Source organism: Staphylococcus sp. GDB9P120P, from assembly GCF_017893435.1.
Lineage (GTDB): Bacteria > Bacillota > Bacilli > Staphylococcales > Staphylococcaceae > Staphylococcus > Staphylococcus cohnii.
The window spans coordinates 571,756-595,596 of sequence record NZ_JAESNB010000002.1; the positions used below are offsets into that span (position 1 = coordinate 571,756).

The 23,841-nt window shown below is 32.2% G+C and carries 18 protein-coding genes; 15 read left to right on the forward strand and 3 right to left on the reverse strand.

From position 1 onward, the window contains the following. Positions 1-370: 370 nt before the first annotated feature. The gene (gene putP / locus KA856_RS02540) at positions 371-1,912 is read left to right on the forward strand and encodes a sodium/proline symporter PutP (protein WP_210138491.1); all 1,542 of its coding nucleotides are present in this window, start codon (positions 371-373) and stop codon (positions 1,910-1,912) included. A 264-nt stretch (positions 1,913-2,176) separates the two neighbouring features. Here the strand turns inward: putP and uptA are convergent, their stop codons facing one another. Then, a complete protein-coding gene (gene uptA, locus KA856_RS02545) occupies positions 2,177-2,788 on the reverse strand; it encodes an undecaprenyl phosphate transporter UptA (protein WP_107385963.1) in 612 nt (203 codons plus the stop codon). Between the two features lie 390 nt (positions 2,789-3,178). On the opposite strand from uptA, the gene KA856_RS02550 reads away from it, so the two are divergent. The 4 genes from KA856_RS02550 to KA856_RS02565 all read left to right on the forward strand — a co-directional run bounded on the left by KA856_RS02550 (position 3,179) and on the right by KA856_RS02565 (position 8,229). Further along, the gene (locus KA856_RS02550; protein ID WP_107384258.1) at positions 3,179-4,456 is read left to right on the forward strand and encodes a pyruvate MFS transporter; all 1,278 of its coding nucleotides are present in this window, start codon (positions 3,179-3,181) and stop codon (positions 4,454-4,456) included. A gap of 49 nt (positions 4,457-4,505) precedes the next feature. Further along, positions 4,506-4,790 carry a putative quinol monooxygenase gene (locus tag KA856_RS02555; RefSeq protein ID WP_107384259.1) on the forward strand — a complete coding sequence of 95 codons (285 nt, stop codon included), beginning with the start codon at positions 4,506-4,508 and terminating at the stop codon, positions 4,788-4,790. Positions 4,791-5,178: 388 nt separating this feature from the next. Beyond that, positions 5,179-5,877: an acetolactate decarboxylase gene (gene budA / locus KA856_RS02560; protein ID WP_107384260.1), complete on the forward strand. Its 699-nt coding sequence runs from the start codon at positions 5,179-5,181 to the stop codon at positions 5,875-5,877. A gap of 435 nt (positions 5,878-6,312) precedes the next feature. Continuing rightward, on the forward strand, positions 6,313-8,229 hold the full coding sequence (locus KA856_RS02565) for an FUSC family protein (protein WP_107385962.1): 1,917 nt from the start codon (positions 6,313-6,315) through the stop codon (positions 8,227-8,229). A 147-nt stretch (positions 8,230-8,376) separates the two neighbouring features. Here KA856_RS02565 and KA856_RS02570 read toward each other — a convergent pair whose 3' ends face one another. Beyond that, positions 8,377-9,588 carry a 5,10-methylene-tetrahydrofolate dehydrogenase gene (locus KA856_RS02570; protein WP_210138492.1) on the reverse strand — a complete coding sequence of 404 codons (1,212 nt, stop codon included), beginning with the start codon at positions 9,586-9,588 and terminating at the stop codon, positions 8,377-8,379. Then, positions 9,569-10,744, reverse strand: coding sequence for a hypothetical protein (locus tag KA856_RS02575; protein WP_107384263.1), 1,176 nt, complete (start codon positions 10,742-10,744; stop codon positions 9,569-9,571). Before KA856_RS02575 ends, KA856_RS02570 begins: the two co-directional genes overlap by 20 nt. 179 nt (positions 10,745-10,923) lie before the next feature. On the opposite strand from KA856_RS02575, the gene KA856_RS02580 reads away from it, so the two are divergent. The 10 genes from KA856_RS02580 (at position 10,924) to uidA (ending at position 23,778) form a co-directional block, all read left to right on the forward strand. After that, the gene (locus tag KA856_RS02580; RefSeq protein WP_107384264.1) at positions 10,924-11,337 is read left to right on the forward strand and encodes a DUF2188 domain-containing protein; all 414 of its coding nucleotides are present in this window, start codon (positions 10,924-10,926) and stop codon (positions 11,335-11,337) included. A gap of 266 nt (positions 11,338-11,603) precedes the next feature. After that, positions 11,604-12,299, forward strand: coding sequence for a GTP pyrophosphokinase (locus tag KA856_RS02585; RefSeq protein ID WP_107384265.1), 696 nt, complete (start codon positions 11,604-11,606; stop codon positions 12,297-12,299). 93 nt (positions 12,300-12,392) lie between these two features. Continuing rightward, positions 12,393-13,100: a MerR family transcriptional regulator gene (locus tag KA856_RS02590; protein WP_107384266.1), complete on the forward strand. Its 708-nt coding sequence runs from the start codon at positions 12,393-12,395 to the stop codon at positions 13,098-13,100. Between the two features lie 174 nt (positions 13,101-13,274). Then, positions 13,275-13,955 (forward strand): GntR family transcriptional regulator, encoded by a 681-nt coding sequence (locus tag KA856_RS02595; protein WP_107384267.1) that lies wholly within the window; start codon positions 13,275-13,277, stop codon positions 13,953-13,955. Between the two features lie 38 nt (positions 13,956-13,993). Then, entirely contained in the window at positions 13,994-15,544 is a 1,551-nt protein-coding gene (gntK, locus tag KA856_RS02600; RefSeq protein WP_107385957.1) for a gluconokinase, read from the forward strand. 188 nt (positions 15,545-15,732) lie between these two features. Continuing rightward, complete coding sequence (locus tag KA856_RS02605) at positions 15,733-17,091, forward strand: gluconate:H+ symporter (RefSeq protein WP_107384269.1); 1,359 nt, start codon at positions 15,733-15,735, stop codon at positions 17,089-17,091. 503 nt (positions 17,092-17,594) lie between these two features. Continuing rightward, positions 17,595-18,671, forward strand: coding sequence for a YkvI family membrane protein (locus tag KA856_RS02610; protein ID WP_107384270.1), 1,077 nt, complete (start codon positions 17,595-17,597; stop codon positions 18,669-18,671). A 136-nt stretch (positions 18,672-18,807) separates the two neighbouring features. After that, positions 18,808-20,022: a helix-turn-helix domain-containing protein gene (locus KA856_RS02615; protein WP_107385956.1), complete on the forward strand. Its 1,215-nt coding sequence runs from the start codon at positions 18,808-18,810 to the stop codon at positions 20,020-20,022. Between the two features lie 522 nt (positions 20,023-20,544). Beyond that, positions 20,545-21,948, forward strand: coding sequence for an MFS transporter (locus KA856_RS02620; protein ID WP_210129312.1), 1,404 nt, complete (start codon positions 20,545-20,547; stop codon positions 21,946-21,948). 36 nt (positions 21,949-21,984) lie between these two features. Then, a complete protein-coding gene (gene uidA / locus KA856_RS02625) occupies positions 21,985-23,778 on the forward strand; it encodes a beta-glucuronidase (protein WP_210138493.1) in 1,794 nt (597 codons plus the stop codon). The last annotated feature ends 63 nt before the right edge of the window (positions 23,779-23,841 follow it).

A 23,841-nucleotide genomic window follows, 5' to 3' on the forward strand; every position in this document is an offset into this window, starting at 1 on the left:
TGTCTAGTATTGATTATATTATTTAGACTATATTTTAATTAATATAAATGACTTCATTTTTTTGTCAAAAAAGCGATAAAATTCTTATAAATAATGATGTTACTCAAATACATTAAATCGCATATAAATGTAAATATTGCAGAAAACATACATTTTTTTGAATTTAAAAAATGATTATTTAACCCTGTAATTGTAAAAATACACATATTATTTCAAACGGTAAAAATAGCTTAATAACAATTGTTCAAAGCGTGTTATAGGCGTTTTGAAATACATTTATAAAAATTATTTTTAAAATAGCGGTTTAAAAAATTTTTAACTTTTGTATAATAAGTGCATGTAACAAAATTATATAAAGGGAGTTTATTTTATGTTTACATTGGGAGCATCGTTATCGAGTCAAGTAAATCCAAACTGGCAGACATATATTATGCTTGGTGCTTATTTTGTTGTGTTATTAGTCATTGGATATTACGGCTATAAACAAGCGACAGGTAATATCAGTGAATATATGTTAGGCGGTAGAAGCATAGGACCATATGTTACAGCATTATCAGCTGGGGCCTCGGATATGAGTGGTTGGATGATTATGGGGCTGCCTGGTGAAGTTTATACGACAGGATTATCAGCTGCTTGGTTGGCAATTGGTCTGACAATTGGTGCATACATAAATTATCTCGTTGTGGCTCCACGGTTACGTGTGTATACAGAAAAAGCTGGAGATGCTATAACATTACCTGATTTCTTTAGAAATCGTTTAGATGATCAATCGAATGTGATCAAAATTATATCAGGTGGTATTATTGTCGTGTTCTTTACACTTTATACACATTCCGGAATGGTCGCAGGCGGTAAATTATTTGATAGTGCATTTGGCTTAAACTATCATTTTGGATTATTATTAGTTGCTATTATTGTAATTGCATATACTTTCTTTGGCGGCTATTTAGCCGTGTCCTTAACAGACTTTTTCCAAGGGGTAATCATGTTAATTGCTATGGTAATGGTACCAGTAGTAGCAATGATGCAATTAAGTGGGTTGGATACTTTATCGCAAGCGGCAGATTTGAAACCGACAAACCTTGATTTATTTAAAGGTACAACAGTCATTGGTATCATATCATTCTTTGCTTGGGGCTTAGGTTATTTTGGACAGCCACATATTATTGTACGTTTTATGTCTATTAAATCAGTGAAGCAATTACCGACAGCAAGACGTTTTGGTATAGGTTGGATGGCAATTAGCTTGTTAGGTGCAGTTGGAGTTGGCCTTGTAGGTATTACATTTGTCAATCGCGGTGGAGTAACACTTGAGGATCCAGAAACATTGTTTATATTAATGGGTCAAATATTGTTCCATCCACTTGTTGGTGGTTTCTTACTTGCAGCTATTTTAGCGGCTATTATGAGTACGATTTCGTCACAACTATTGGTGACATCAAGTTCACTAACCGAAGATTTTTATAAATTGTTCCGTGGTGAGGAAGCAGCAAAAAAACATGAAAAAGAATTCGTTTTTGTTGGACGTATGTCAGTTATTTTAGTTGCAATTGTATCAATTATAATTGCATGGTCACCTAATGATACAATTTTGAATCTTGTAGGTAACGCTTGGGCAGGTTTTGGTGCTGCATTTGGACCACTTGTATTAATGAGTTTATATTGGAAAGGTTTAAGTCGTACTGGTGCAGTCAGCGGAATGGTATCAGGTGCAATTGTTGTAATTGTTTGGATTGCGTTTGTTAAACCATTAGGTGAAATTAATGATTTCTTTAATTTATATGAGATTGTTCCAGGATTTTTAACAAGTTTAATTGTTACAATTTTAGTTAGTAAAATGACGAAGAAACCTCAAATTGATATAGAAGGCGATTTAGAAGAAGTTCGTCAAATAGTAAAAGGTAATAATTAATCGTTATCAGTGTAGTTTGATAAAGGGGTAGTATTTTAATTATATAAATATTCAATGAGCACATAAATAATAGAAAATTTTCTGCTCAAAAGTTTAGGGAGAAATTAAAGTTCGTGAAAGGCTAACTTCGAAGGGGGAAGTTAGTCTTTTTTTTATAAAAAAAATCAGACAAAAACCCGTTTGGATTTTGTCTGATTGCTAAGATAGATATAAGTCATATGACCATGTGTTGTAAAAGTTTTCTAACTACTTCAAAGCATACATTTATTGATGTGTGCGGTTTTTTTTGTAGATTCGAATAAAGAGATATATCACAGCTATAGCGATGATGACATACATAATATATGAATAAGTGTGTAAGCCATTCATTAACATATCAAAACTGTTGCTCAACATGCTACCTAAGAAAATGAGTGCAATGTTCCAAATTGTAGTACCTATCAACGAAAGGATGGTAAATACAAAAATATTCATTCTATTAATGCCTGCTGGTATAGTGATTAATACACGTAAAACAGGAATAAAACGACAAACAAAGACTGCAACTGCACCATATTTTTTAAACCATTCATTAGCGCGAGCGATATCTTTTCCTTTGAGTTTGATCCATTTTCCATATTTATCTACAAAACGATATAAACGTGCTTCGGAGACAATGCTACTGATGTAATAAAGTATGATTAAACCGATTAATGATGAAATGGTAGATATGATAAAAAGTAAAGGTATAGATAAATCAGATTTAACTGTCATAAGCCCAGCAAATGTCAAAATAATTTCAGATGGAATAAAAGGTAATATATTTTCTAGTAGGATTAATATTGCGATTGCAGTATAACCCCAAGCATTTATAAAGTTTGTCAGTATTTGTTCCATAGTGATAAATGTTGCTCCTTTTCATAATAAAACGTGATGATATTTTATAATTACTTCTGTATTATAATCTAAATTAATGCTTAATGCATATTTTAAGGTGGCACAAAAGTAATTAAATGATTTATTGCGGTAAAGTCACACTAAACTATATGCCTATGAGGAACATAGTTTAACTAATGTGATAGCTAATACCTAAGATTTTTAAAAGTAGAAATAGAAATGCTCCCAATATTTGTCACATAAACGCTGTATGTTGATCACACGAATTTACAGCGTGTTATAAAAAAATGAAAAAAGTTATTGTAAGCGATTTCATATTGTGGTAATATCTAGAAACACAATAGGTCATATGATGACTAGTGATATAGGGAGAGAGTGTGGGTAAAAAAAATGGAACAAAAAAGAACAAATATAAGATGGTATTTTGCTATTGCGTTTTTTATTATAGGTGTAATTGCTTATATGGATAGATCGAATATTTCAATTATTGCAGGACCTATGATGGAAGATTTACATTTGACAAAAACACAGTTTGGTTTATTAGCATCATTTTTCTCGTTAGGTTATGCGTTGATGCAAGTACCTTCAGGCTTTTTGGCAGAAAAGTTTGGATCTAAAAAAATGTTGACAGTCGCGCTCGTATGGTGGAGTGCTTTCACGATTTTAACTGGTGTTGTTAAAAATCATGGTTTATTGTATGCTGTACGTTTTTTATTTGGTATAGGTGAAGCACCTATGTATCCTTCGAATGCAGTGTTTAACTCATTTTGGTTTGCGAAAGGTGAAAAGGGGCGTGCTTCGAGTGCATTGTTGGCAGGTTCATATTTTGGGCCAGTGATTGCACCTGTAGTTACGATTGCTATCGTTAATATGTTTGGATGGCAAGCTGTATTTTATATTTTTGGTGCTATTGGTATCGTCATTGCATTATTATGGATTATTATTTCAAAAGATTTACCGGAACAACATAAAATGGTTAATGAAGCAGAAAAAAGATATATTATGGAAAATCGTGATATCATTAAAACAGAAAAAAGTAACGCTCCGTGGAATATTTTCCTAAGAAGATTTAGCTTTTATGCATTGGCAGCACAATATTTTGTTGTTCAATTTGTTGTGTCACTATTCTTAATATGGTTACCTACATATCTAACCGAACAATATAATGTTAAATTAACTGATCCTGATATGGCTTGGGCAGCGGGCGCACCTTGGATTGCTATGTTCTTGTTAATATTATGTGGCGGTGCTATCTCTGATAAATTATTACAAAATGGAAAATCAAGATTTGTTGCGAGAGCGTCTATTGCGATTATTGGGTTTGTGGTATTTTGTATCTCATTATTCATGTCAATTCAAACAAACAATTTAGTAACAAATGTGCTATGGCTGTCATTATGTTTAGGCGGAATAGGAATTGCTACAGGAATGAGTTGGGCAGCAGCTACAGATTTAGGACGTAATTTCTCTGGTTCAGTATCTGGATGGATGAATTTATGGGGAAATATCGGTGCATTACTGAGTCCTTTATTAGCAGGTATGATGGTTGATATTGTTGGCTGGACAGTGACGTTAGAATTAGTTATTATCCCAGTAGTATTTGCAATAATTATGTGGTTTTTTGTTAAACCAGATCAACCGCTAATCATTGAAAAAGAAGAACTTTAATATCTCTAAAAATTAGTTTTGCAAAAACGATTATCACAGGAGGTTATACATGATTCTAGTAACTGCAGTAATGAAGATTAAAGTGGAGCATAGAGAAAATTATTTAGCAGAGGTTGAACGTTTAGTCATTGCAGCAAATAAAGAAGAAGGCGCATTATATTATGATCACTTTGAAAATACGAATGAACCTCAAACTTTTGCTTTTATAGAAAAATATAAAGATGAAGCTGCTTTGGAAGCACATAATCAATCTGAACATTTTCAAACATTTTTTAAAGAAATAGAAAATTATTTACTTGAAGCGCCTAAAATAGAAGTTGCTTCAATTAAATAATTATGAAAATAAGCCAATAGAAGATAATCATCTGTGAATAACGCATAAGCGTCCATTTCTAATTCAATTGAATAGAAAAGGACGCTTTCATTTTTTTGAAATATTGTAGCGTAAGGATTGAACTTGTGGGCATCATCTTGGCGAATCGAAGTTTGTGTTTACTTATTTAGTACTTGAATGTATATAATTAGTGAAATCAAAGTTTATTTTTATCATAATTTTAAAATAAGCATATAAGATTGATATCGATAAATATTCAGGGTTCGCATAACACTATGTGAGCACAAAGATATTGAAAAATGCAATTATATTGTATAATAATATGTTGTAAATAATTGTAAAGAGCGAAATATTTAAAATTAATATTGATATAAGGAGAGAAAATATCATGCTATATCAACATGGCACGCTTGGTACTTTGATGGCTGGATTATTAGAAGGCACTATGGAAATGAATGAAATTTTAAAACATGGTGATTTAGGTATCGGCACGTTAACAGGATCAGACGGTGAAGTTATTATATTAGATGGTGTCGCTTATCATGCTGATGCTCATGGTAATTTCAAACAGTTGGATGGTAGTGAAATGACACCTTTTTCTACTGTGACACCATTCAAACCAGATGTAAGCTTTGATGTGAGACACATTACCGATTCTGAAAATTTATTAAATAAAACAAAAAGCCACGCTGCCAGTGAAAATTTATTTTTTGCAGTTAAAATATCTGGGAAATTTGAAAATGTACATGTCAGAATGATGCCAAAGCAAGAAAAGCCATATACTAAATTAATTGAATCTGCTAAACAACAACCTGAATATCATTATGACCAAATTGACGGTACAATAGTAGGTTTTTATGCACCAACACTTTTTCATGGCATAGCTGCTGGAGGTTTCCATTTGCATTTTGTAGATAGAGATAAAACAGTAGGCGGGCATGTTTTAGATTTTGAAATGAATCATGGCGATGTAGAAATAAGCAATATTGAAACACTTGAACAACATTTCCCAGTAAATAACGCAACATTTTTAGAATCTGATATTGATTATTCTACAGTGCATGAAGATATCAAACAATCAGAATAAAAATACGAGTTATAGCAGAATATAGTCATGATTTAACATTTTCATTTAAACGATTTGTAGGAAATGCTCTAGCAGAATTCAATAAAAGTGTTAAAATAGTTTAGTAATCGTTAAATAAAATGTATATGATTTCTCAACCAAAATTTGTGAAATGAACAATTTTACAATTAACTTCCCCATTTGTAGATACATGTATTCGTTAAAGTGAGCTGAAGGATAAATTAAATATCTATAATATTGTATAGCAACAGTGTATTCATATTTAAATCTATGTATAATAAGCTTTTCACAAAATAAAATGACCTTAACGGGGACGGGACTATGAAATCGAAATATAAATTTTAGATTTCTAACACCCGTCTTTTTTATGTTTTGCTATTATTTCATACGCTATATCATTGCTAAAATAAAATGAAAAGGAGATGTGAACCGCCATTGATTAAATATTTAAAGTCACTCACAAAATTTAATGCAATGAAAATCGATGTTGCTAAAGGTATTAGACAGGCTATATTAATGTTTTTGCCTTTAATGATTGGCTATTTAGTCGGTTATTTTTCAATCGGTCTATTAATTTCAACAGGTACGTTAGCACATATTTATGTGTTTGGCGGTACGGCAAAATCTAAACTTCGTACGGTATTCTTTACATCAATCGTATTTGCAATATCGATGATGTTAGGTACGTTGACTGTCAATCAACCAATCATATTTGGAATTTTGTTATTGATTGTAGCAGTAGTACCATATTATGTATTTAGTTCATTAAATATTCCTGGACCTTCGTCAACTTTTTTCATTGTGGCATTCAGTTTGCCAATCAATTTACCAGTTGCTCCAGATGAAGCAATAACAAGAGGTATTGCAGTATTTATTGGAGGTTTATTAGCAACATTTGTAGTAATTGTTGTGATTTTACTTTCAAAAGAATCAGCTGAAGTTAAATCAATTAAAAATGACTATAATATTATAAAACAGTTAGTTTATAATTTTGATGATCCAAAAGCATTTTCAAAAGCATCTCGGTTTGCGGTGACGGCTTTTAGAAATACAGATAACCAGCTCATCACTGCAAGTTCTGCCAAATCTCAAAAGTCACCGCAATTCCAGCGGTTAATCTTGTTACATAATATTGCGCAAGGTATACATTCAGAATTACTGGAATTAAATGAAAAAAATGTGCGCCCTTTACCTCAAGATATTAAATTGATGGTGGACTATGTTATCAATTTAGTATATACGCAAGGTAAGACAAATAAAACATGGACACAACAAGTTGATATTGATGAAGCTTATCAAAAACTTGTAGATAATATATTTAAAGTTGATGCTATTATGAATGCAAATGATGCACAGCTGGAACACGAAGTAGATATACGTGTACCTATTTACGGTCATCGCTTAGTTACAAATTTGACAATAGATTCATTTGTCTTTAGAAATACAATCCGCTATATCGTTATCATGGCAATTGCAATTTTTATCGCATTGATGTTTGATTTTGACAAAGCATATTGGATTCCGCTTAGTACACATACAGTATTATTGGGCTCAACAACATTACACAGCTTTGAACGTGCAGGATCAAGAGGCATTGGTACGATTATTGGTGTGCTTGTACTGTCATTAATATTATTATCTACGCCACCTGTACCTATCGCTATCATACTCCTTGCGGTTGCAGCAGGGGTAACAGAAATGTTTGTAGGTGCAAATTATTCATTTGCAGTTATATTTATCACAATCCAAGTTATATTATTAAATGGCTTAGCATCAAACCATCTTTCAATTTTAATAGCACTTCCAAGAATTATCGATGTGATTGTTGGTATTATTATTGCCGTTATTTTGTTACTTGTAATAGGTAGAAAGACTGCATCTTCAATGTTACCGGGCACGCTTGCCACAGTGGCACGTAATGAAGCGGTGTTATTTCATTACTTGTTTTCAAGCAACAAATACTCATCCAGAGAACGTGATAAAACAAAAATGTTGCATTTAAGTGTCCAACTAAATAATATGAAACAAATATATAACAGTGCGAATGGTGAAGTATTTAGTAATAAAATGGTTATACAATATTATTATCCTAGTATATATGCATTAGAAGAAATTAGCTTTATGCTGACGAGAGCGTTAAGTAATGAGAAACGTTACCATATTGATGATGAAACCATGGGAGAATATTTATTAGTATTTGAAAATATAGCAAAACATTTTGAAATTGGTTCTAATATCAATGTTCAAGAAATTACAACTTTACCACAATACACGCACATTAGAACTTCTTTAATGAGTATTCAACATAATTGTCAAAATGCTAGACAAGCAATTAAATTATCTTATGAATAATACAATATAAGCCAATGTCACGATAGTTAAAATCGATGACATTGGCTTGTTTTATATTTAAATCTTATAATTTAATGTAGTTTTTGTGAAGTCGCTATAAATTTGAAAAATTAATAGTAGCATAATAAATATTTCTACTTTTTATATCTAGTTGGAATCTTGTTGTTTTCTAACTTTTTGTTCTTCTTCTTGTCTTTTTTCCTGTATATCTGCTTGCGCTTTTCTTTGTTGTTGTTCTTGTTGCTGTTGTTCTTTGTGTAATTGCTTGTATCGTTGTTTTTGTCTATATCCATAAGTACTTTCAAGTATGAGTGTTTCATTATTTAGACCAACACCTATTGCACCTGCTACTGTCGAAATTGATGCAGCAAACCAAGCTAAATTTATGTAAGTTATTAAGCTTGCAGATGTCTTAAATTGTAATGCTTGGCCTAAATAGTCCGATGGGAGTACGATTAAACTTGCGACCAAAAAGAGCGAGAATAAGATGACATAATAAATCATAACAGAAACAGTTAAAGTCATCGTTGTAGTTAAGTTATATAAGGTGGTAATCTGCTTATTCGTGCTCTCTTTTTTGGACTCCCATAAATTATGTGCAATAATCATCCAAATCATCATACCAAATATGGCTACAAGCATCATTAATAACAAGCGCCACTCAGAATATACAAAGCTTAAATTCCACATAGTCGTAAAGATAATTCCGAAAGCACCAGTAGTGAATGCAATTGCCACAACATTACTTAAGCTTTTTAACATATTAAATGGGTTATTCGCAAATGTCATGCCACTAACCAGACGAAATATACCTTTTGATCTTGAAGACACATAGTATTGTGTATGTTGAGAGGTAGTATTTTCAAAATAAACAGTTCGAGATTGTAAATTGGTTAAAGGAAACTGTGCATTCATTAGTGGCATTGCATGTTCGTTATTATTACTTTTTTCTGAACGCTTAAATTCATCTATTGCTGTTAAAATAGCCAATATAGAGTTTTGAATTCTTTTTTTAATTGGGCGCCATCCATAAGCAGGGATAGAAATTAAACTAGCACCATTTTGTCTATTGATATCAAAGGCAACTACTTTTTGTTGTTCAATCATCGGTAGGTCAGTGAGTCCGATTGTAAAATGCCAATGATTATGTTCTTGATAATCAGCTATTTTACTAAAAATTTGTTGGATGCTTTCAGCTGAACCAGTTAAAGGATCAATAATTGTATCGATTTCCCATTTAACTGAATGATCATATCGCTCACTAAGAATATTAGGTAACTCAATTTCAAGGTTACGAGCAATTTTTTCAGTTACTCCCGGTGCAGCAATGATACCTATTTTAGCTGTTGTTGTGTTCATTTAATCCCTCCTCGTGATGTGATTGTTTTTCGCCTTCGTAGTAATCAGCTTTAGCATAGGCACTAGAGCTGTCTTCATCTTCTTGTTCCAATGATTTAGATCTATAGTATTGTCTGAAAGAATAAGTCACGCGTTTAATTTTTTCAGCGTTTTCAACAGTGGATCCCATAGCTCCAGCAAGAATACCTAATGATGTAATAAACCAAATTAAATTAATATAGTTTAAAATAGTTGGATGCTTACTGTTTAACGATGTCCAATTTGAAAATAACTCCGGCGGTACAAATAGTATTGTACTTAAAGATAGTAAAATATATAGTACTATAAAATTTAAAAAGGTAATGGTCAATAAGGTTGTAAAAGTCGTAATGTTATAAATAAAGCGATAAAGTTTTTGTGTATTAGCACTAGGTCTTTCCCATAATTTATAAGAATAAATTAACCAACCAACCATGCCTAATACAGAGAGTAGCATCAGTAAAATAAACCGCCAATAACTATAATCTAGACTGATATCCCAAGGTGTAGAAAATATTGCAATATAAGTTCCTGTGGCAAATGAAACAGAAATGATTTTTTTGAAATCAAAAATTGCAGACCAAGGTTCATTGGCAAAAGTCATGCCGCAAATTAAATGGAGCCAACCTAAAAATGTAGATTTGGCGATAATGCGAGATCTATGATTTTCATTATGGTCCTTAGGAATAACTTCTTTAAATTGAGTTAATTTAAAATGTTTAAAGTTTAAAGTGCTTTTGTTTCTACCAGAAGAATGCAAGTATTCAACAATAAATATTAAGCATTGTCTTAATTTCTCTTTTAACTTAACTGTTCCTAACGCTGGTAATGATAAAAGCGCTGTTTTAGTATCAAAATCAATATCATATAATGCACTTTTATTTTTAGAAAAGTTAGGTAAATCCGTAATACAAATTGTATAATCCCAATTTTTTTGCTGTTTCATATTGGATGCAATATCCAAAACTTTATCCATATGTTCTGCAGTCCCAATCATAGATGCAACATGTATGTCGAATTGCCATTCCACGCCATTATCTACATGTTTTGTGAAATCTTTTGGAAGTTCTGAATAAATTTTATTAATTAATTTATGAGGCATATCAGGAGAAGGGATTAATCCAATAGATAGATTCATGTTAGTTAAACCTCCTTTTACTTAACACTGATTCTTACTCATCATTCCCTTTCAATTAAAGAACAAATCATGGTTAACTTAAATAATTATATTATTTTTTGTGAATTTATTTAGTTTGTTAAAGGGAAAAGGTGGTAAAAGAGAATTAATATAAGTTATGAAGATGGAGGTTTTATCACATGCCTTGGACAATGGAAGATTATCCGCAAAGTTGGAAAAATATGGAAAAATTGGAAAGAAAAAAAGCAATCGACATTGGAAATGCGATGCTTAAAGATGGATATCAAGAGGAAAATGCGATTCCAATCGCTACCAAACAAGCTGAAAATTGGTATGAGAATGCGACTGAAGATGAATTGAAAGCGCTAAAAAATAAAAAAATCACGGTACATGAACGTGATCAATCTGCGAACCCACAATTAAATCACAAAGATGTTCATGTCTATTATGAGAATGAAGAATGGAAAATAAAATCTGATGGTGCCAAACAAGCTACAGATAGCTTTGATAAAAAAGCAGATGCTATGAAGCGGGCGCGTAATATTGCTGATAATAGAAGGACTCAAATTATTGAACATAAAATGAATGAATAGCGTAGAAAATCATTGTGAAGACGAAGTTAAAAGTTTTTTATATAAATAAAAAAGTGTCACGCAATTGAAATAGTTGCCTATTCCCTAATGTTAGGCAACTATGGATTTTTGTGAGCTGAAATAACCAAAACCAAAAATGTCATTGCCATCACACAAATAACTTCTGAATCGTGTAATGCATTGTAAATATCTACTGTATTATTTCAAGTATCCTTTTAATTTAGCTATAATGTTTGAAGAGAGAAGAATTATTGGAGGTACGATTTATGTACATTGAACGTAAACCAACGCTGAATATGGATGATTTGAAAGAAGAATTTAAAGAGAGTTTATCTTATATAAATAATTACGAAGAAGCATTCGAAATGGTCATTGATTTTGTTGCTTTAGAGCAACTCTATTCTTCTGCACTAAAAGAAATTAGCACTAAGCTCGATATTTTAGACGATCATTTTCAACAATTATATAAACACAATCCAATTCATCACATGGAACGTCGTGTTAAGGAAATGAGAAGTCTGATTAAAAAATTAGATAGAAAAGGTTACCAAATCAACACAGCATCAGCGAAAACATATATATACGATATTGCAGGTATAAGAGTTATTTGTAATTATATAGATGATATTTATGTCATTGAAGAATTATTGTTAAAACAAGCAGATGTGCAGTTATTAAAAAGAAAAGATTATATTATGAATCCGAAAGATAACGGTTATAGAAGTTTGCATATTGTAGTCTCAATACCAGTATTTTTAGCGAATTCTGTAGAAAAAGTACCAGTAGAAATTCAAATTAGAACAATAGGTATGGATATGTGGGCGAGTTTAGAACACAAAATACGTTACAAAAATAATAAAAATACAGAGGACTATAGAGAAGTTTTAAAACAATGTGCCAATGAAATTACAACTGTTGAAAGTAAAATGCAAAATATTCATTCCGAAATTTTTGATAATTAGAGGCACGAACAAATATCCCGCACTAAAAACGATTGTTACACTTGCTCGTTACGTTAGGTCACCATGTATGATTAACGTCAAGGAGGTTATTTTATGACACTATATCAAACAGGAGAACTAGCTAAACATTGCAATGTAACAGTAAGAACAATTCAGTATTATGATAAGAAAGGATTGTTACAATCGGTACCATCATCAAGTAATGGTAGACGTCTATTTGATGAACAAAGCAAAGTAAATTTAGAAATTATCTTAATATTGAAATCGATGGGATTTTCGTTAAAAGATATAAAAAAGCTATTAACTGAAGACAAAAAATTACAAGCAGTAAAATTCATGTTATATCAAAAGAGATCTGAGATTACTGAAGAAATTGATAAAATGAAGCTTACTGCTTATGAAATCAAACAACTGGAAAACAGTATCAGTGACAATACGCAAGCGCCGATTGAAAAGTTGGTTAACACACATAAATATACCATTCAAAATCAGCGGGGCACGGCGTTATACATGTCGCTACTATATAAATTAAGTCCAGCCATCATAATACAGTATACATCAATCATGGCTAGTATATTACTAAAAAAATGGGTGCCATTTTTAGTAACATTACCTATTTTAGTGGCTTATGCTGGGGTTATGACAAAAGCGATATATCAACGCGTGAATTATTTATGCCCGAATTGTCAACAAATATTCAAACCTAAATTGGCGACGTGGATGTTTGCTACACATACACCTAAAACCAGAAAATTACAATGTCCGTATTGTCATCAAACACATCATTGTGTATCGCGGTAAAAATATAAAACCATTAAAATAAAAAATTTCGGTATGTCTAGTGAAAACTTGGCATGCCGCTTTTTTATGGAATTAAAAGGATATCTATACAATTGCAAGCGCTTGCAATCAAGCGGAATGTATATTACTATACTTGTATACAAGTATATCGATTAAGTGGAGAGGTGAAGTCGGTTGGAATATATTTATCCAGAACAATGGCTTGAAGGTGTTTCTAAAGGTGAAATGATTGCTTCAGAAATACGCTTAAGGATTGTTGATGGGATGATTACACCAGACACATTGTTAACTGAAAACCAAATTGCTCAAGAATTTAATGTGAGTCGTTCTCCAGTAAGAGATGCATTTAAATTATTAAAACAAGATCAGTTAATTCATTTAGAACGTATGGGTGCCTATGTCTTACCTTTTAAAGATAATGAAAAAAAAGAACTGTATGATTTAAGAATTATGTTAGAATCATTCGCTTTTAATAAGATAAAAAAAGATAATCATAAGCAAATAGTTAAAGAAATGCGAAAACAACTAGAAATGATGAAAGTTGCTGTTAAATTTGAAGACGCTGAGGCATTTACAGAACACGACATGAAATTTCATGAAGTGACGATATTAGCTTCAAAACATCAATATTTAAAAACATTTTGGAATAATTTAAGGCCAGTAATGGAAGCGCTTATTTTATTATCTATGCGCAAGCGCATGAATGAAAACCCAGTGGATTTTGAACGAATCCATCATAATCATGAAGTGTTTATCGATGCAGTTGCAGCGCAAAATGCAACAAAACTAAGAGAAGCATTTCATTTGAACTTTGACGATGTTGGCGAAGATATAGATAGTTTTTGGATGAAATAATAACTGTCAAGCAAGAGGTATAAATAGGAGGCAAAACCATGAAATACATGATAGGCGTTGATATAGGTACGACAAGTACGAAAGCTGTGCTTTATGATGAAAAAGGGCAGTTTATTATGAAACATAATATTGGTTATCCTTTGCATACACCAAATGTAGAAGTGTCAGAAGAAAACCCTGATGAGTTATTTGATGCAGTACTGATGACAATTAAATATGTTATGAGAGAAGCGAATATTCATAAAAACGATTTGAAATTAATTTCATTTAGCGCTCAGATGCATAGTTTGATTTCAATGAATGCTAGTCATCAACGATTAACTGAGAATTTGACATGGGCAGATAATCGCGCGACTAAATATGCAGAAATGATTAAAGACAAGTATGACGGTGATGCGATATACAGTAGAACAGGTACACCGATTCATCCAATGTCACCTTTATCTAAAATATTTTGGATGAAACATGAACAACAAGAAATATACAATCAAACAGCGATGTTTGCAGACATTAAAACGTATATTTTTTATCAGTTATTTGAGACATATGTAATTGATCAATCGATGGCTTCATCTACCGGTATGTTCAATCTAGAAAATCTAGACTGGGATCAAGAAGCATTAGCATTGTTAGGTATTCAATCATCTCAATTGCCTGAAATTGTGCCGACAACACATATATTAAAAGGGATGAAACGTCGCTATGCAACTTTAATGGGCATAGACGAAAATACACCAATTGTGGTAGGCGCTAGTGATGGCGTATTGTCAAACCTAGGTGTAAATGCGTTTAAAAAAGGTGAAGTTGCTGTAACAATTGGAACTTCTGGTGCAATAAGAACCGTAATAGATAAGCCACGAACAGATTATAAGGGAAGAATTTTCTGTTATGTTTTGACTGAAGATCATTATGTCATTGGAGGACCAGTGAATAATGGTGGTGTGGTATTACGATGGTTGCGTGATGAATTGTTGGCAAGTGAAGTGGAAACAGCAAAACGTTTGGGCGTTGATCCTTATGATGTACTGACTAAAATTGCTAATCGTGTCAAACCAGGTGCAGATGGGTTGATATTCCATCCGTATTTAGCAGGTGAACGTGCACCATTGTGGAATGCAGACGCAAGAGGCTCATTCTTTGGATTAACCTTAGCTCACCAGAAAGAACATATGATTCGAGCAGCATTAGAAGGCGTGCTATATAACCTTTATACAGTCTATCTCGCACTAATTGAAGTAATGAATGAAACACCGTCAACAATTAAAGCAACGGGTGGTTTTGCTAAGAGTGAAATGTGGCGCCAAATGATGGCGGATATCTTTGATACGGATTTAATCGTCCCAGAGAGTTATGAAAGCTCATGTTTAGGTGCTTGTGTACTTGGTATGAAAGCACTTGGTGAAATTGAAGATTTTTCCATTATTGAAGAGATGGTAGGTACAACAAATCAACACCATCCAAATCCAGATAATGTGAATGTTTATCAAAAACTAATATCAATTTTCATCAATTTAAGTCGTTCTTTAGAAGAGCGCTATGCTGAAATCGCTACGTTTCAGCGTGAACATATGGTTAAAGATAAAGCATAGATACTGTTGATACAAATTGAGTGAATGACAAGCTATAAATAAAAATATGCAATTTTCATTTATAGCTGTATATTCATTCAAGTTAAAAAAATTAAATTTTTAGACATTTAAGTAAGCGTTATCATGATGAAGGTAATACCTTTTGAAATTATGAACGGTTATGCTAAATGTTGAAGGGGAGAACAATTATGTTTGAAACAATTTGGCCGTTAATTACAGTGGTTATAGGTATCGTCGTATTACTATCACTGATTATTTTCTTGAAGTTAAATACATTTATATCATTGATTATTACATCTATTGTCACTGCTATTTTACTAGGTATGCCTTTAGATAAAATTATAGAAACCATTGAAAACGGTATGGGAAGTACTTTAGGTCATATCGCTTTAATTTTTGGCTTAGGTGCGATTTTAGGTAAACTATTGGCAGATGGTGGAGGCGCTACACGTATTGCTGATACACTTATTAAAAAGTTTGGACATAAACATGTCCAATGGGCAATGCTAATTGCAGCCTTTATTGTAGGTATAGCGTTATTCTTTGAAGTAGGATTAGTACTATTAATCCCATTAGTATTTACGATTGCAAAACGTGCTAATGTCTCACAATTAAAACTAGGACTTCCTATGGTTGTAGCACTATCTGTGACTCATGGTTTCTTACCGCCACATCCAGGACCAGTTGTCATTGCTAAAGAACTACAAGCTAATTTAGGTCATGTGTTACTTTACGGTATTATCATAGCCATACCTGTTACTATTATTGCAGGTCCATTATTTAATAAAGTGGCACAAAAGCTTACGCCAACTGCTTATCAACGCGAAGGGGATATATCAGCTTTAGGCGCACAAAAAGAATTTTCAGAGTCTGAAATGCCTGGATTTGGCATCAGTTTACTCACAGCAATTTCACCAGTTATTCTTATGTTACTTTCTACAATTGTTCAGTTAGTGACAGGTAATGAAGAAGCGACGAATGGCTTTGAATCATTCATTTACTTTATTGGTACTGCTGGTACAGCGATGTTAATTGCTGTGCTATTTGCGATTATAACAATGGGTGTAAGACAAGGTAGAAAAAATGCTGAAATCATGGATTCTGTATCAAACGCGATCTATCCTATTGGAATGATGATTTTGATTATAGGTGGTGGCGGTACGTTCAAACAAGTACTTATAGATGGTGGTGTTGGTGACACTATAGCTAAATTGTTTGAAGGCACTGAAATGTCTCCTATATTACTCGCATGGGTAGTTGCAGCTGTTTTAAGAATTGCATTAGGCTCATCTACAGTAGCAGCTATTTCATCAACAGGTATTGTATTACCATTACTACAATCATCAGATGTAAATGTTGCATTAGTAGTATTAGCTATTGGAGCAGGAAGTGTTATCTTGTCTCACGTGAATGATGCAGGTTTCTGGATGTTTAAAGAATACTTTGGATTAACTGTTAAAGAAACATTTCTAACATGGTCATTACTTGAAACGGTTATTTCAGTTTCAGGATTAGTATTCATCCTTATACTAAGTATCTTTGTATAATAAAATAACATAGAAGCATATATATCATTGAGTGTGACTCAATGGCATATGATTATAAAGAGGCTGAGACATAATGGATTCGCCCAACCTCATTTCATATTGTCAGTAGATGGCTTTTAATTATTAATTTTAAAAATATATGTCATTTATATCTATATAATTGTTAGTAAAAGGCTAGCTTAAAGGTAATAATAATAATTCGTTATCAATCATATGTGCAACAAACTGTATGCTTAATAGACAGGTAGATGAAATCAAACGGAATATATTTGATTTCAACTACCTGTCTTTTTTATTTACTACTTAATACAATCAATCAAAATATGAGCTAGCGCTATAATACTTCTTTAAGGTATTTCAACATAACTTATGGATAAAATGATAAAATTAAGTAACTATAATGGTTTTAAGTATTTCATATAACAAATGTAAAGTAATCATAGATATTATGATTGAAATTTTACTTGAGTTGTATATAGTAGATTCAATAAGGGGGTAAAATGATGAAAAGAATATTACTGATTGCTAGTGCTTTTATCGGTGTCATCGTTGGGGCTGGCTTTGCTTCTGGACAAGAAGTGCTGCAATATTTTACTAGTTTTGGTATTTTGGGTACTTTGGGTGCTATCATTACCACGGCATTGTTTGCTTATGTTGGGATGATGTTAGTTTGGTTAGGGAGCAAGTTTGATACAGACTCACACAAAGTAGTTATACATAATATTACTGGTGAATCACTATTTGGAAAATTATTGGGATGGATTATTGATTTAGTCATTATCTTTACTTTGTTTGGTGTTGGTGTAGTGATGATTGCAGGTGCTGGGTCAAATTTAAATCAACAATTCGGCGTACCATCGATCGTTGGTACATTACTAATGACCATACTAATCATACTTGCAGGTATGTTGAAGGTAGAAGGTGTAGTGAAAGTTATTGGTAATATCACGCCATTTTTAATTGTGTTTATATTAATTATTTCGGTTTATAGTTTCATGACTACGAATGTACCTTTTTCAGAATTAAATACAATTTCAGATGCAAAACCTTCAACATTGCCTAATTGGTTTGTTGCAGGCATCAATTATGCTTCGTTTAATACTGCAGTAGGTGCATCAATGGCTATTGTTATGGGGGGAGCAGAAAAAAATTCGAAAGTGGCAGCAATTGGTGGTTTATTAGGTGGTCTGATTTTAGGCGCTATGATTGTGTTAAGTCATTTAGCAATTTTTACACAAATCAATATTGTCGGTAATATGGAAATGCCAATGTTAGGTATTGTAAATCATATATCACCAATCCTAGGTATCATCATGGCACTTGTGATCTTTGGCATGATTTTCAATACAGGGTTGGGCATGTTTTATGCCTTTGCCACACGTTTCACCGTAGTTGATTCTATACGTTTTAAAATATTTTATACGCTTGCAATCCTAGTAGGGCTTTGCTTAAGTTTTGTTGGATTTACGGATCTAGTAGCAATCTTTTATCCTTTAATCGGTTATTTAGGTTTGGTACTTATCTTTGTCCTATTTTATGCACCGTTTAAATTAAAATTCGGTAAGAAACATAAACAATAGATATATGGCCATGAAGCGTCTTGTAGGTCTAAATATATAAAATCTAAAAAACAAATTAAATATTTTTTATTCATTTGATACTCTATTCCTTAATATTTAGATATAATAAAAATATAAGGAATGGGGTGTTTTTTTTATGAAAAATGAAACGCTAGAAATATTGCAAATGCATGCTATACAATTATTAGGTATTCAGTTGGAAGGTTATGATATGGACGACATAAAAGCAATTAGTAACCATATTAAGACACCGTTTATGAATACTACTAGAAAACAATATAAAAATGAGTTAAAACATTTTATTGTGCATATGCAGAGTAACAAAATTTACCATTATAAAAATAGTTTTAATGTTAGCTTTTTGATTTTTAAATTTAAAAAATATAGAAAGATTTATATTATTGGGCCTTATATGGATAAACGACCCAATGAGCGACAATGTAATGAGATGTTACTTAATTTAAATATTAAAATTTCTAAGTTGCCCACATTGAAACAATATTTACTTAAAATTCCGATATGTCATCATGTTAAAGCGCAAAAAATGTGTCGTTTAGCAATTCGTTTTTTGAAGAATAGAAACATCGTCTATGAAACGGTGGATATTGACTTCAGTTTTCATGCAAATGAAGCATTTTTAGCTGATTCTAAGCTTCAAAGTGATTACACACTACAAGAAATAGAGTATAGATATAATTTAGAAAATCAATTGTTGACTGCGGTAGAAAACGGAAATGTTGAAGAAGCATTATCTATTTTAAAAAAGATGAGTTTGTCTGTGACTGGTTTACGTCGAGTGAAGGATGATCTATCAAATGAGCAATATAAAGCATATTTAATCAATACTTTATGCCGCAAAGCTGGAGAAAAAGCTGGTGTGAGTCTCATACATATTGATGAAATATCCGCTAAATATGCTGCGATGATTGATCGGACACTGGATGTAGAAGTACTAGAAGAATTAACGTATGCAATCGTTAAGGAATACGCAGAAAGAGCTATGAAAATAAAAGCGAATGCCTTTAGCCCTAAAGTAAGTAAAGTGATTCAATATATTGAAAGAAACTTAGATAGTAATTTAACGTTAGAAGAGTTAGCGAATTATGTTGATTTGGCACCTAGCTACCTATCAAGAATTTTTAATCAAGAATGTCATCAATCTTTATCTCAATTTATTACATCGTTAAGAATAAAAAAAGGACGTGACTTAATAGCACGGACAAAAATGACTGTAGCGGAAGTTGCAAAATATGTCGGTTTCAGGGAACAGAGTTATTTCGCACAATGCTTTAAAAAGCAATATGGTAAGACACCATTGAAATATCGGACTGAACATAAAGAATTTTATTAGTTGATATAGTATAAAAAATCAGAAAATTAAATATTCAATATAAAAATTGTAAATAAAATTAGGAAAATATCAAAAAAATCATAATATCCTCTAAAATTAATTGAAATATTACCAATTCACATTAAATTTAGACTGAATTTGTGATTTTTAGCTTAATCGTATGTAGTAAAGTATTGTATCAATTTGAACTGGCGTTATTACAGACTTTAGCAATAGTTGAAAAAGAATAACATAAAAGAGAAAAGTGTTTTGTTTTTTAACAACGTTGTTATTTTTTGTTGACTGTTGCTATTATAAAAATATAATAAAAGTAAGAGCTCTATCAAAAGTGTTAAGGGTGTATGCACGTGAAAATAATAAGCGAATCTATTTTATAGGGTAAAAATTTTTATGCATGGAAGAAAACGCTTTCAATTCTATGGATAATGTAATGATTGATGGCCACATTCAATAAAACATACTATGAAACTACAAAGATGAGGTGCACAAATGTTGTTTCGATAGTGGAAAGAGGTAATCCTTATGGTTACAGCCAGATTAAAACCGGCAAATACGAAATTGAAAAAGTTTAATGAAATTGAATCACCGAAATTGAAATTTAAAGAAAAATTAGCTTATGGTTTTGGGGATTTAGGGAACGGATTAATGTTTGATATGGGGCAAATTTATTTATTGCTTTTTTATACAGATATTTTGGGAATTCCCTCTGCTATAGGTGGGCTAGTATTTTTAGTTGCTAAATTTTTCGATGCATTTGTAGACACGGGTGTAGGTACCCTTGTTGATAATCAGAAAAATTTTTCAAAACGAGGCAAATTTAGACCATTTATATTATATGGAAGTATTCCTTTGGCAATATTGACTGTCTTAACCTTTATTTCACCTGATATCAGTGAGACTGGTAAAATTATATGGGCATTTGGAACATATTTACTCTTTAATGCTGCTTATTCTGTCGTTAATATACCTTATGGTTCATTGTCTGCTTCAATGACAATTAATGCAGATGATCGTACGCAACTATCAGTATTCCGTAATTTAGGTTCACAAGGTGCTATGTTTATTTCGGGTATAGTTATTATTCCTTTAGTAAGTTTATTTCCGAATCATGCGATTGGCTATCCGATTGCAGTAGGTATACTTGCAATTGCAGGTGTGACACTACATATGTTGTGCTATAAAGGAGTTAAAGAGCGTCATACAATAGAACGTCCACAAGTAAAAGGTTTGGGACGTAAAGCGTTTTTTAATTTACTGAAAAATAGACCATTTATTATTTTAGCAATTTATACATTGTTAACGATTACTGCTTTATTTTTACAACAAGGTGCACAACTTTACTATTACAAAAATGTACTTGGTTTCGATAATTTAATAGGTATTGTAAGTACATTGAATTTTATTGTTTTAATACCAGCATTATTCCTTACTACTTTCTTAAGTAAAAAAGTAGGTAAAAAAATGACGGCAGTCATAGGCGTAAGTGGTTTTATTATTTTCCAAATCGTAAACTTTTCATTATTTTCAGAGCAAATTATTCCGTTCTTAATCATTAACACGATTGCACAATTATTCTTGGTTATTCCTAATACAGTAACATGGGCATTTATAGCTGATGTTGTAGAATACGGACAATGGCAATCAGGACTTAGATCTGAAGGTATTATTTATGCAAGTTATAGCTTTACTAGAAAAATATCACAAGGCTTAGCAGGTTTTATACCAGGTATGGCATTAACGATTATTGGTTATGTACCTAATGCGGCACAAACGACGGATACAATATTCGGTTTAAAAATATTATTCTTTGTGGTACCCGCAGTCATTTGTTTAATTGCGGTGATACTTTTCTTCTTTGCATACCCATTAACAGATCAGAAACATAAACAAATTGTTAAAGAGTTGGCACTTAGAGAGGAATTATAATTATTTTGTATTTCATTTTATGAGAGGAGCATTTATATGCTATATCCAGTAACAAACGAACAGAGAAGTATTATAGACTTAAACGGTGTTTGGCAATTCAAATTAGAAGAGAACCATGATCAAATCGATGTAACGAAACCTTTAGACACTGATTTAGTTATGGCAGTGCCAGGTTCATATAATGATCAAGGCGTAACTGCTAACATACGAAATCATGTAGGGAACGTATGGTATGAAAGAATGTTTACGATACCTAAAGTACTATCAGATGAACGAATTGTATTGAGATTTGGTTCTGCTACACATAAAGCAACAGTATATATTGATGGTCAAGAAGTCACATCACATCAAGGGGGATTTTTACCTTTTGAAGTGGAATTAGGGCAAAAATTCAGTTCAGGGCAACATCGCTTAACTGTATGTGTAAATAATATATTAGACGAAACGACGTTACCTGTTGGTAATTATAGCGAAACAACGGACAAAGACGGCAATTTGATTAAAAGAAATAAACCTAATTTTGACTTTTTTAATTATGCTGGTTTGCATAGACCTGTAAAAATTTACACAACACCACAAATATTTATTGAAGATATTGAAATTGTTCCGGAGGTTAAAAATGATGTAGCAGACATCAATTATAATATTTCTATCAATGAGTCGGTGGATGATATTTTAGTTAAATTGATAGATGAAGCGGGAGAGGTTGTAGCAGAAACTTCTGGTGCTAATGGTTCTATTAAGATAGAACAGCCTCATTTATGGCAACCACTGAATGCTTATTTGTATCATTTAGAAGTAACGTTAATAGATAATAACCAAGTTGTAGACAGCTATGCTGAACGTTTTGGTGTACGTTCTGTAGAAGTGAAGCAGGGACAATTTTTAATCAATGAACAACCATTTTATTTTAAAGGGTTTGGTAAGCATGAAGATACCTACTATAATGGCCGAGGATTAAACGAAGTAACGAATGTTATGGATTTCAATCTTATTAAATGGATTGGCGGTAACTCATTCAGAACTTCACATTACCCTTATTCTGAAGAAATGATGCGATTGGCAGATGAACAAGGTATTGTTGTCATAGATGAAACAACTGCTGTTGGTGTGCACTTAAACTTTAGTACCATATTATCTGGAGTTGAGGCAAGAAATACATTTAAAGAAATTGGCACGAAAAAAGCACATGAATCCGTAATCAAAGATTTGATTGCTCGAGATAAAAACCATGCATGTGTAGTTATGTGGTCAATAGCTAATGAACCAGCTTCTACTGAAGAAGGCGCAAAAGAATACTTTGAGCCATTAATCAACTTAGCACGTTCTTGCGATCCACAAAACAGACCTGTAACCATCGCAACTATTTTAATGTCACAACCAGATAATTGCCAAGTTCAAGATTTAGTAGATGTATTATGTCTGAACAGATATTATGGTTGGTATACACAAACAGGTGACTTGGAAGCCGCTAAAGAAGCTTTACGAACTGAGTTAGATGGTTGGAGTGAAAAACAGCCGCACAAGCCAATTATGTTTACAGAATATGGTGCAGACACTGTAGCTGGCATGCATTCATTAAATGACGAATTATTTACAGAAGAGTACCAAATTCGTTATTATGAAGCAAATCATGAAGTCATTGATCAATATCCACAATTTATTGGTGAACAGACATGGAATTTTGCAGATTTTGAAACTTCTACCGAGATTATACGTGTTCAAGGAAACAAAAAAGGAATATTCACGCGTGAACGTCGTCCTAAAGCGGTAGCACATTACTTTAAGAAACGTTGGGAAAATATTCCTAATTTTGGTTATAAATCATAATTATATAAGAACAATGACAAGTATATTTACCCTGAAGCCGATACCAAGCTTTAGGGTTATTTT

Excerpts from the sequence above, each read along its gene's own strand:
- KA856_RS02550 (WP_107384258.1), top strand. The coding sequence starts at position 3,179 with ATGGAACAAAAAAGAACAAATATAAGATGGTATTTTGCTATTGCGTTT.
- KA856_RS02620 (WP_210129312.1), top strand. The coding sequence starts at position 20,545 with ATGGTTACAGCCAGATTAAAACCGGCAAATACGAAATTGAAAAAGTTT.
- KA856_RS02555 (WP_107384259.1), top strand. The coding sequence starts at position 4,506 with ATGATTCTAGTAACTGCAGTAATGAAGATTAAAGTGGAGCATAGAGAA.
- KA856_RS02615 (WP_107385956.1), top strand. The coding sequence starts at position 18,808 with ATGAAAAATGAAACGCTAGAAATATTGCAAATGCATGCTATACAATTA.
- KA856_RS02580 (WP_107384264.1), top strand. The coding sequence starts at position 10,924 with ATGCCTTGGACAATGGAAGATTATCCGCAAAGTTGGAAAAATATGGAA.
- budA (WP_107384260.1), top strand. The coding sequence starts at position 5,179 with ATGCTATATCAACATGGCACGCTTGGTACTTTGATGGCTGGATTATTA.
- KA856_RS02585 (WP_107384265.1), top strand. The coding sequence starts at position 11,604 with ATGTACATTGAACGTAAACCAACGCTGAATATGGATGATTTGAAAGAA.
- KA856_RS02575 (WP_107384263.1), bottom strand. The coding sequence starts at position 10,744 with ATGAATCTATCTATTGGATTAATCCCTTCTCCTGATATGCCTCATAAA.
- KA856_RS02610 (WP_107384270.1), top strand. The coding sequence starts at position 17,595 with ATGAAAAGAATATTACTGATTGCTAGTGCTTTTATCGGTGTCATCGTT.
- uptA (WP_107385963.1), bottom strand. The coding sequence starts at position 2,788 with ATGGAACAAATACTGACAAACTTTATAAATGCTTGGGGTTATACTGCA.
- uidA (WP_210138493.1), top strand. The coding sequence starts at position 21,985 with ATGCTATATCCAGTAACAAACGAACAGAGAAGTATTATAGACTTAAAC.
- KA856_RS02605 (WP_107384269.1), top strand. The coding sequence starts at position 15,733 with ATGTTTGAAACAATTTGGCCGTTAATTACAGTGGTTATAGGTATCGTC.
- gntK (WP_107385957.1), top strand. The coding sequence starts at position 13,994 with ATGAAATACATGATAGGCGTTGATATAGGTACGACAAGTACGAAAGCT.
- putP (WP_210138491.1), top strand. The coding sequence starts at position 371 with ATGTTTACATTGGGAGCATCGTTATCGAGTCAAGTAAATCCAAACTGG.
- KA856_RS02590 (WP_107384266.1), top strand. The coding sequence starts at position 12,393 with ATGACACTATATCAAACAGGAGAACTAGCTAAACATTGCAATGTAACA.
- KA856_RS02570 (WP_210138492.1), bottom strand. The coding sequence starts at position 9,588 with ATGAACACAACAACAGCTAAAATAGGTATCATTGCTGCACCGGGAGTA.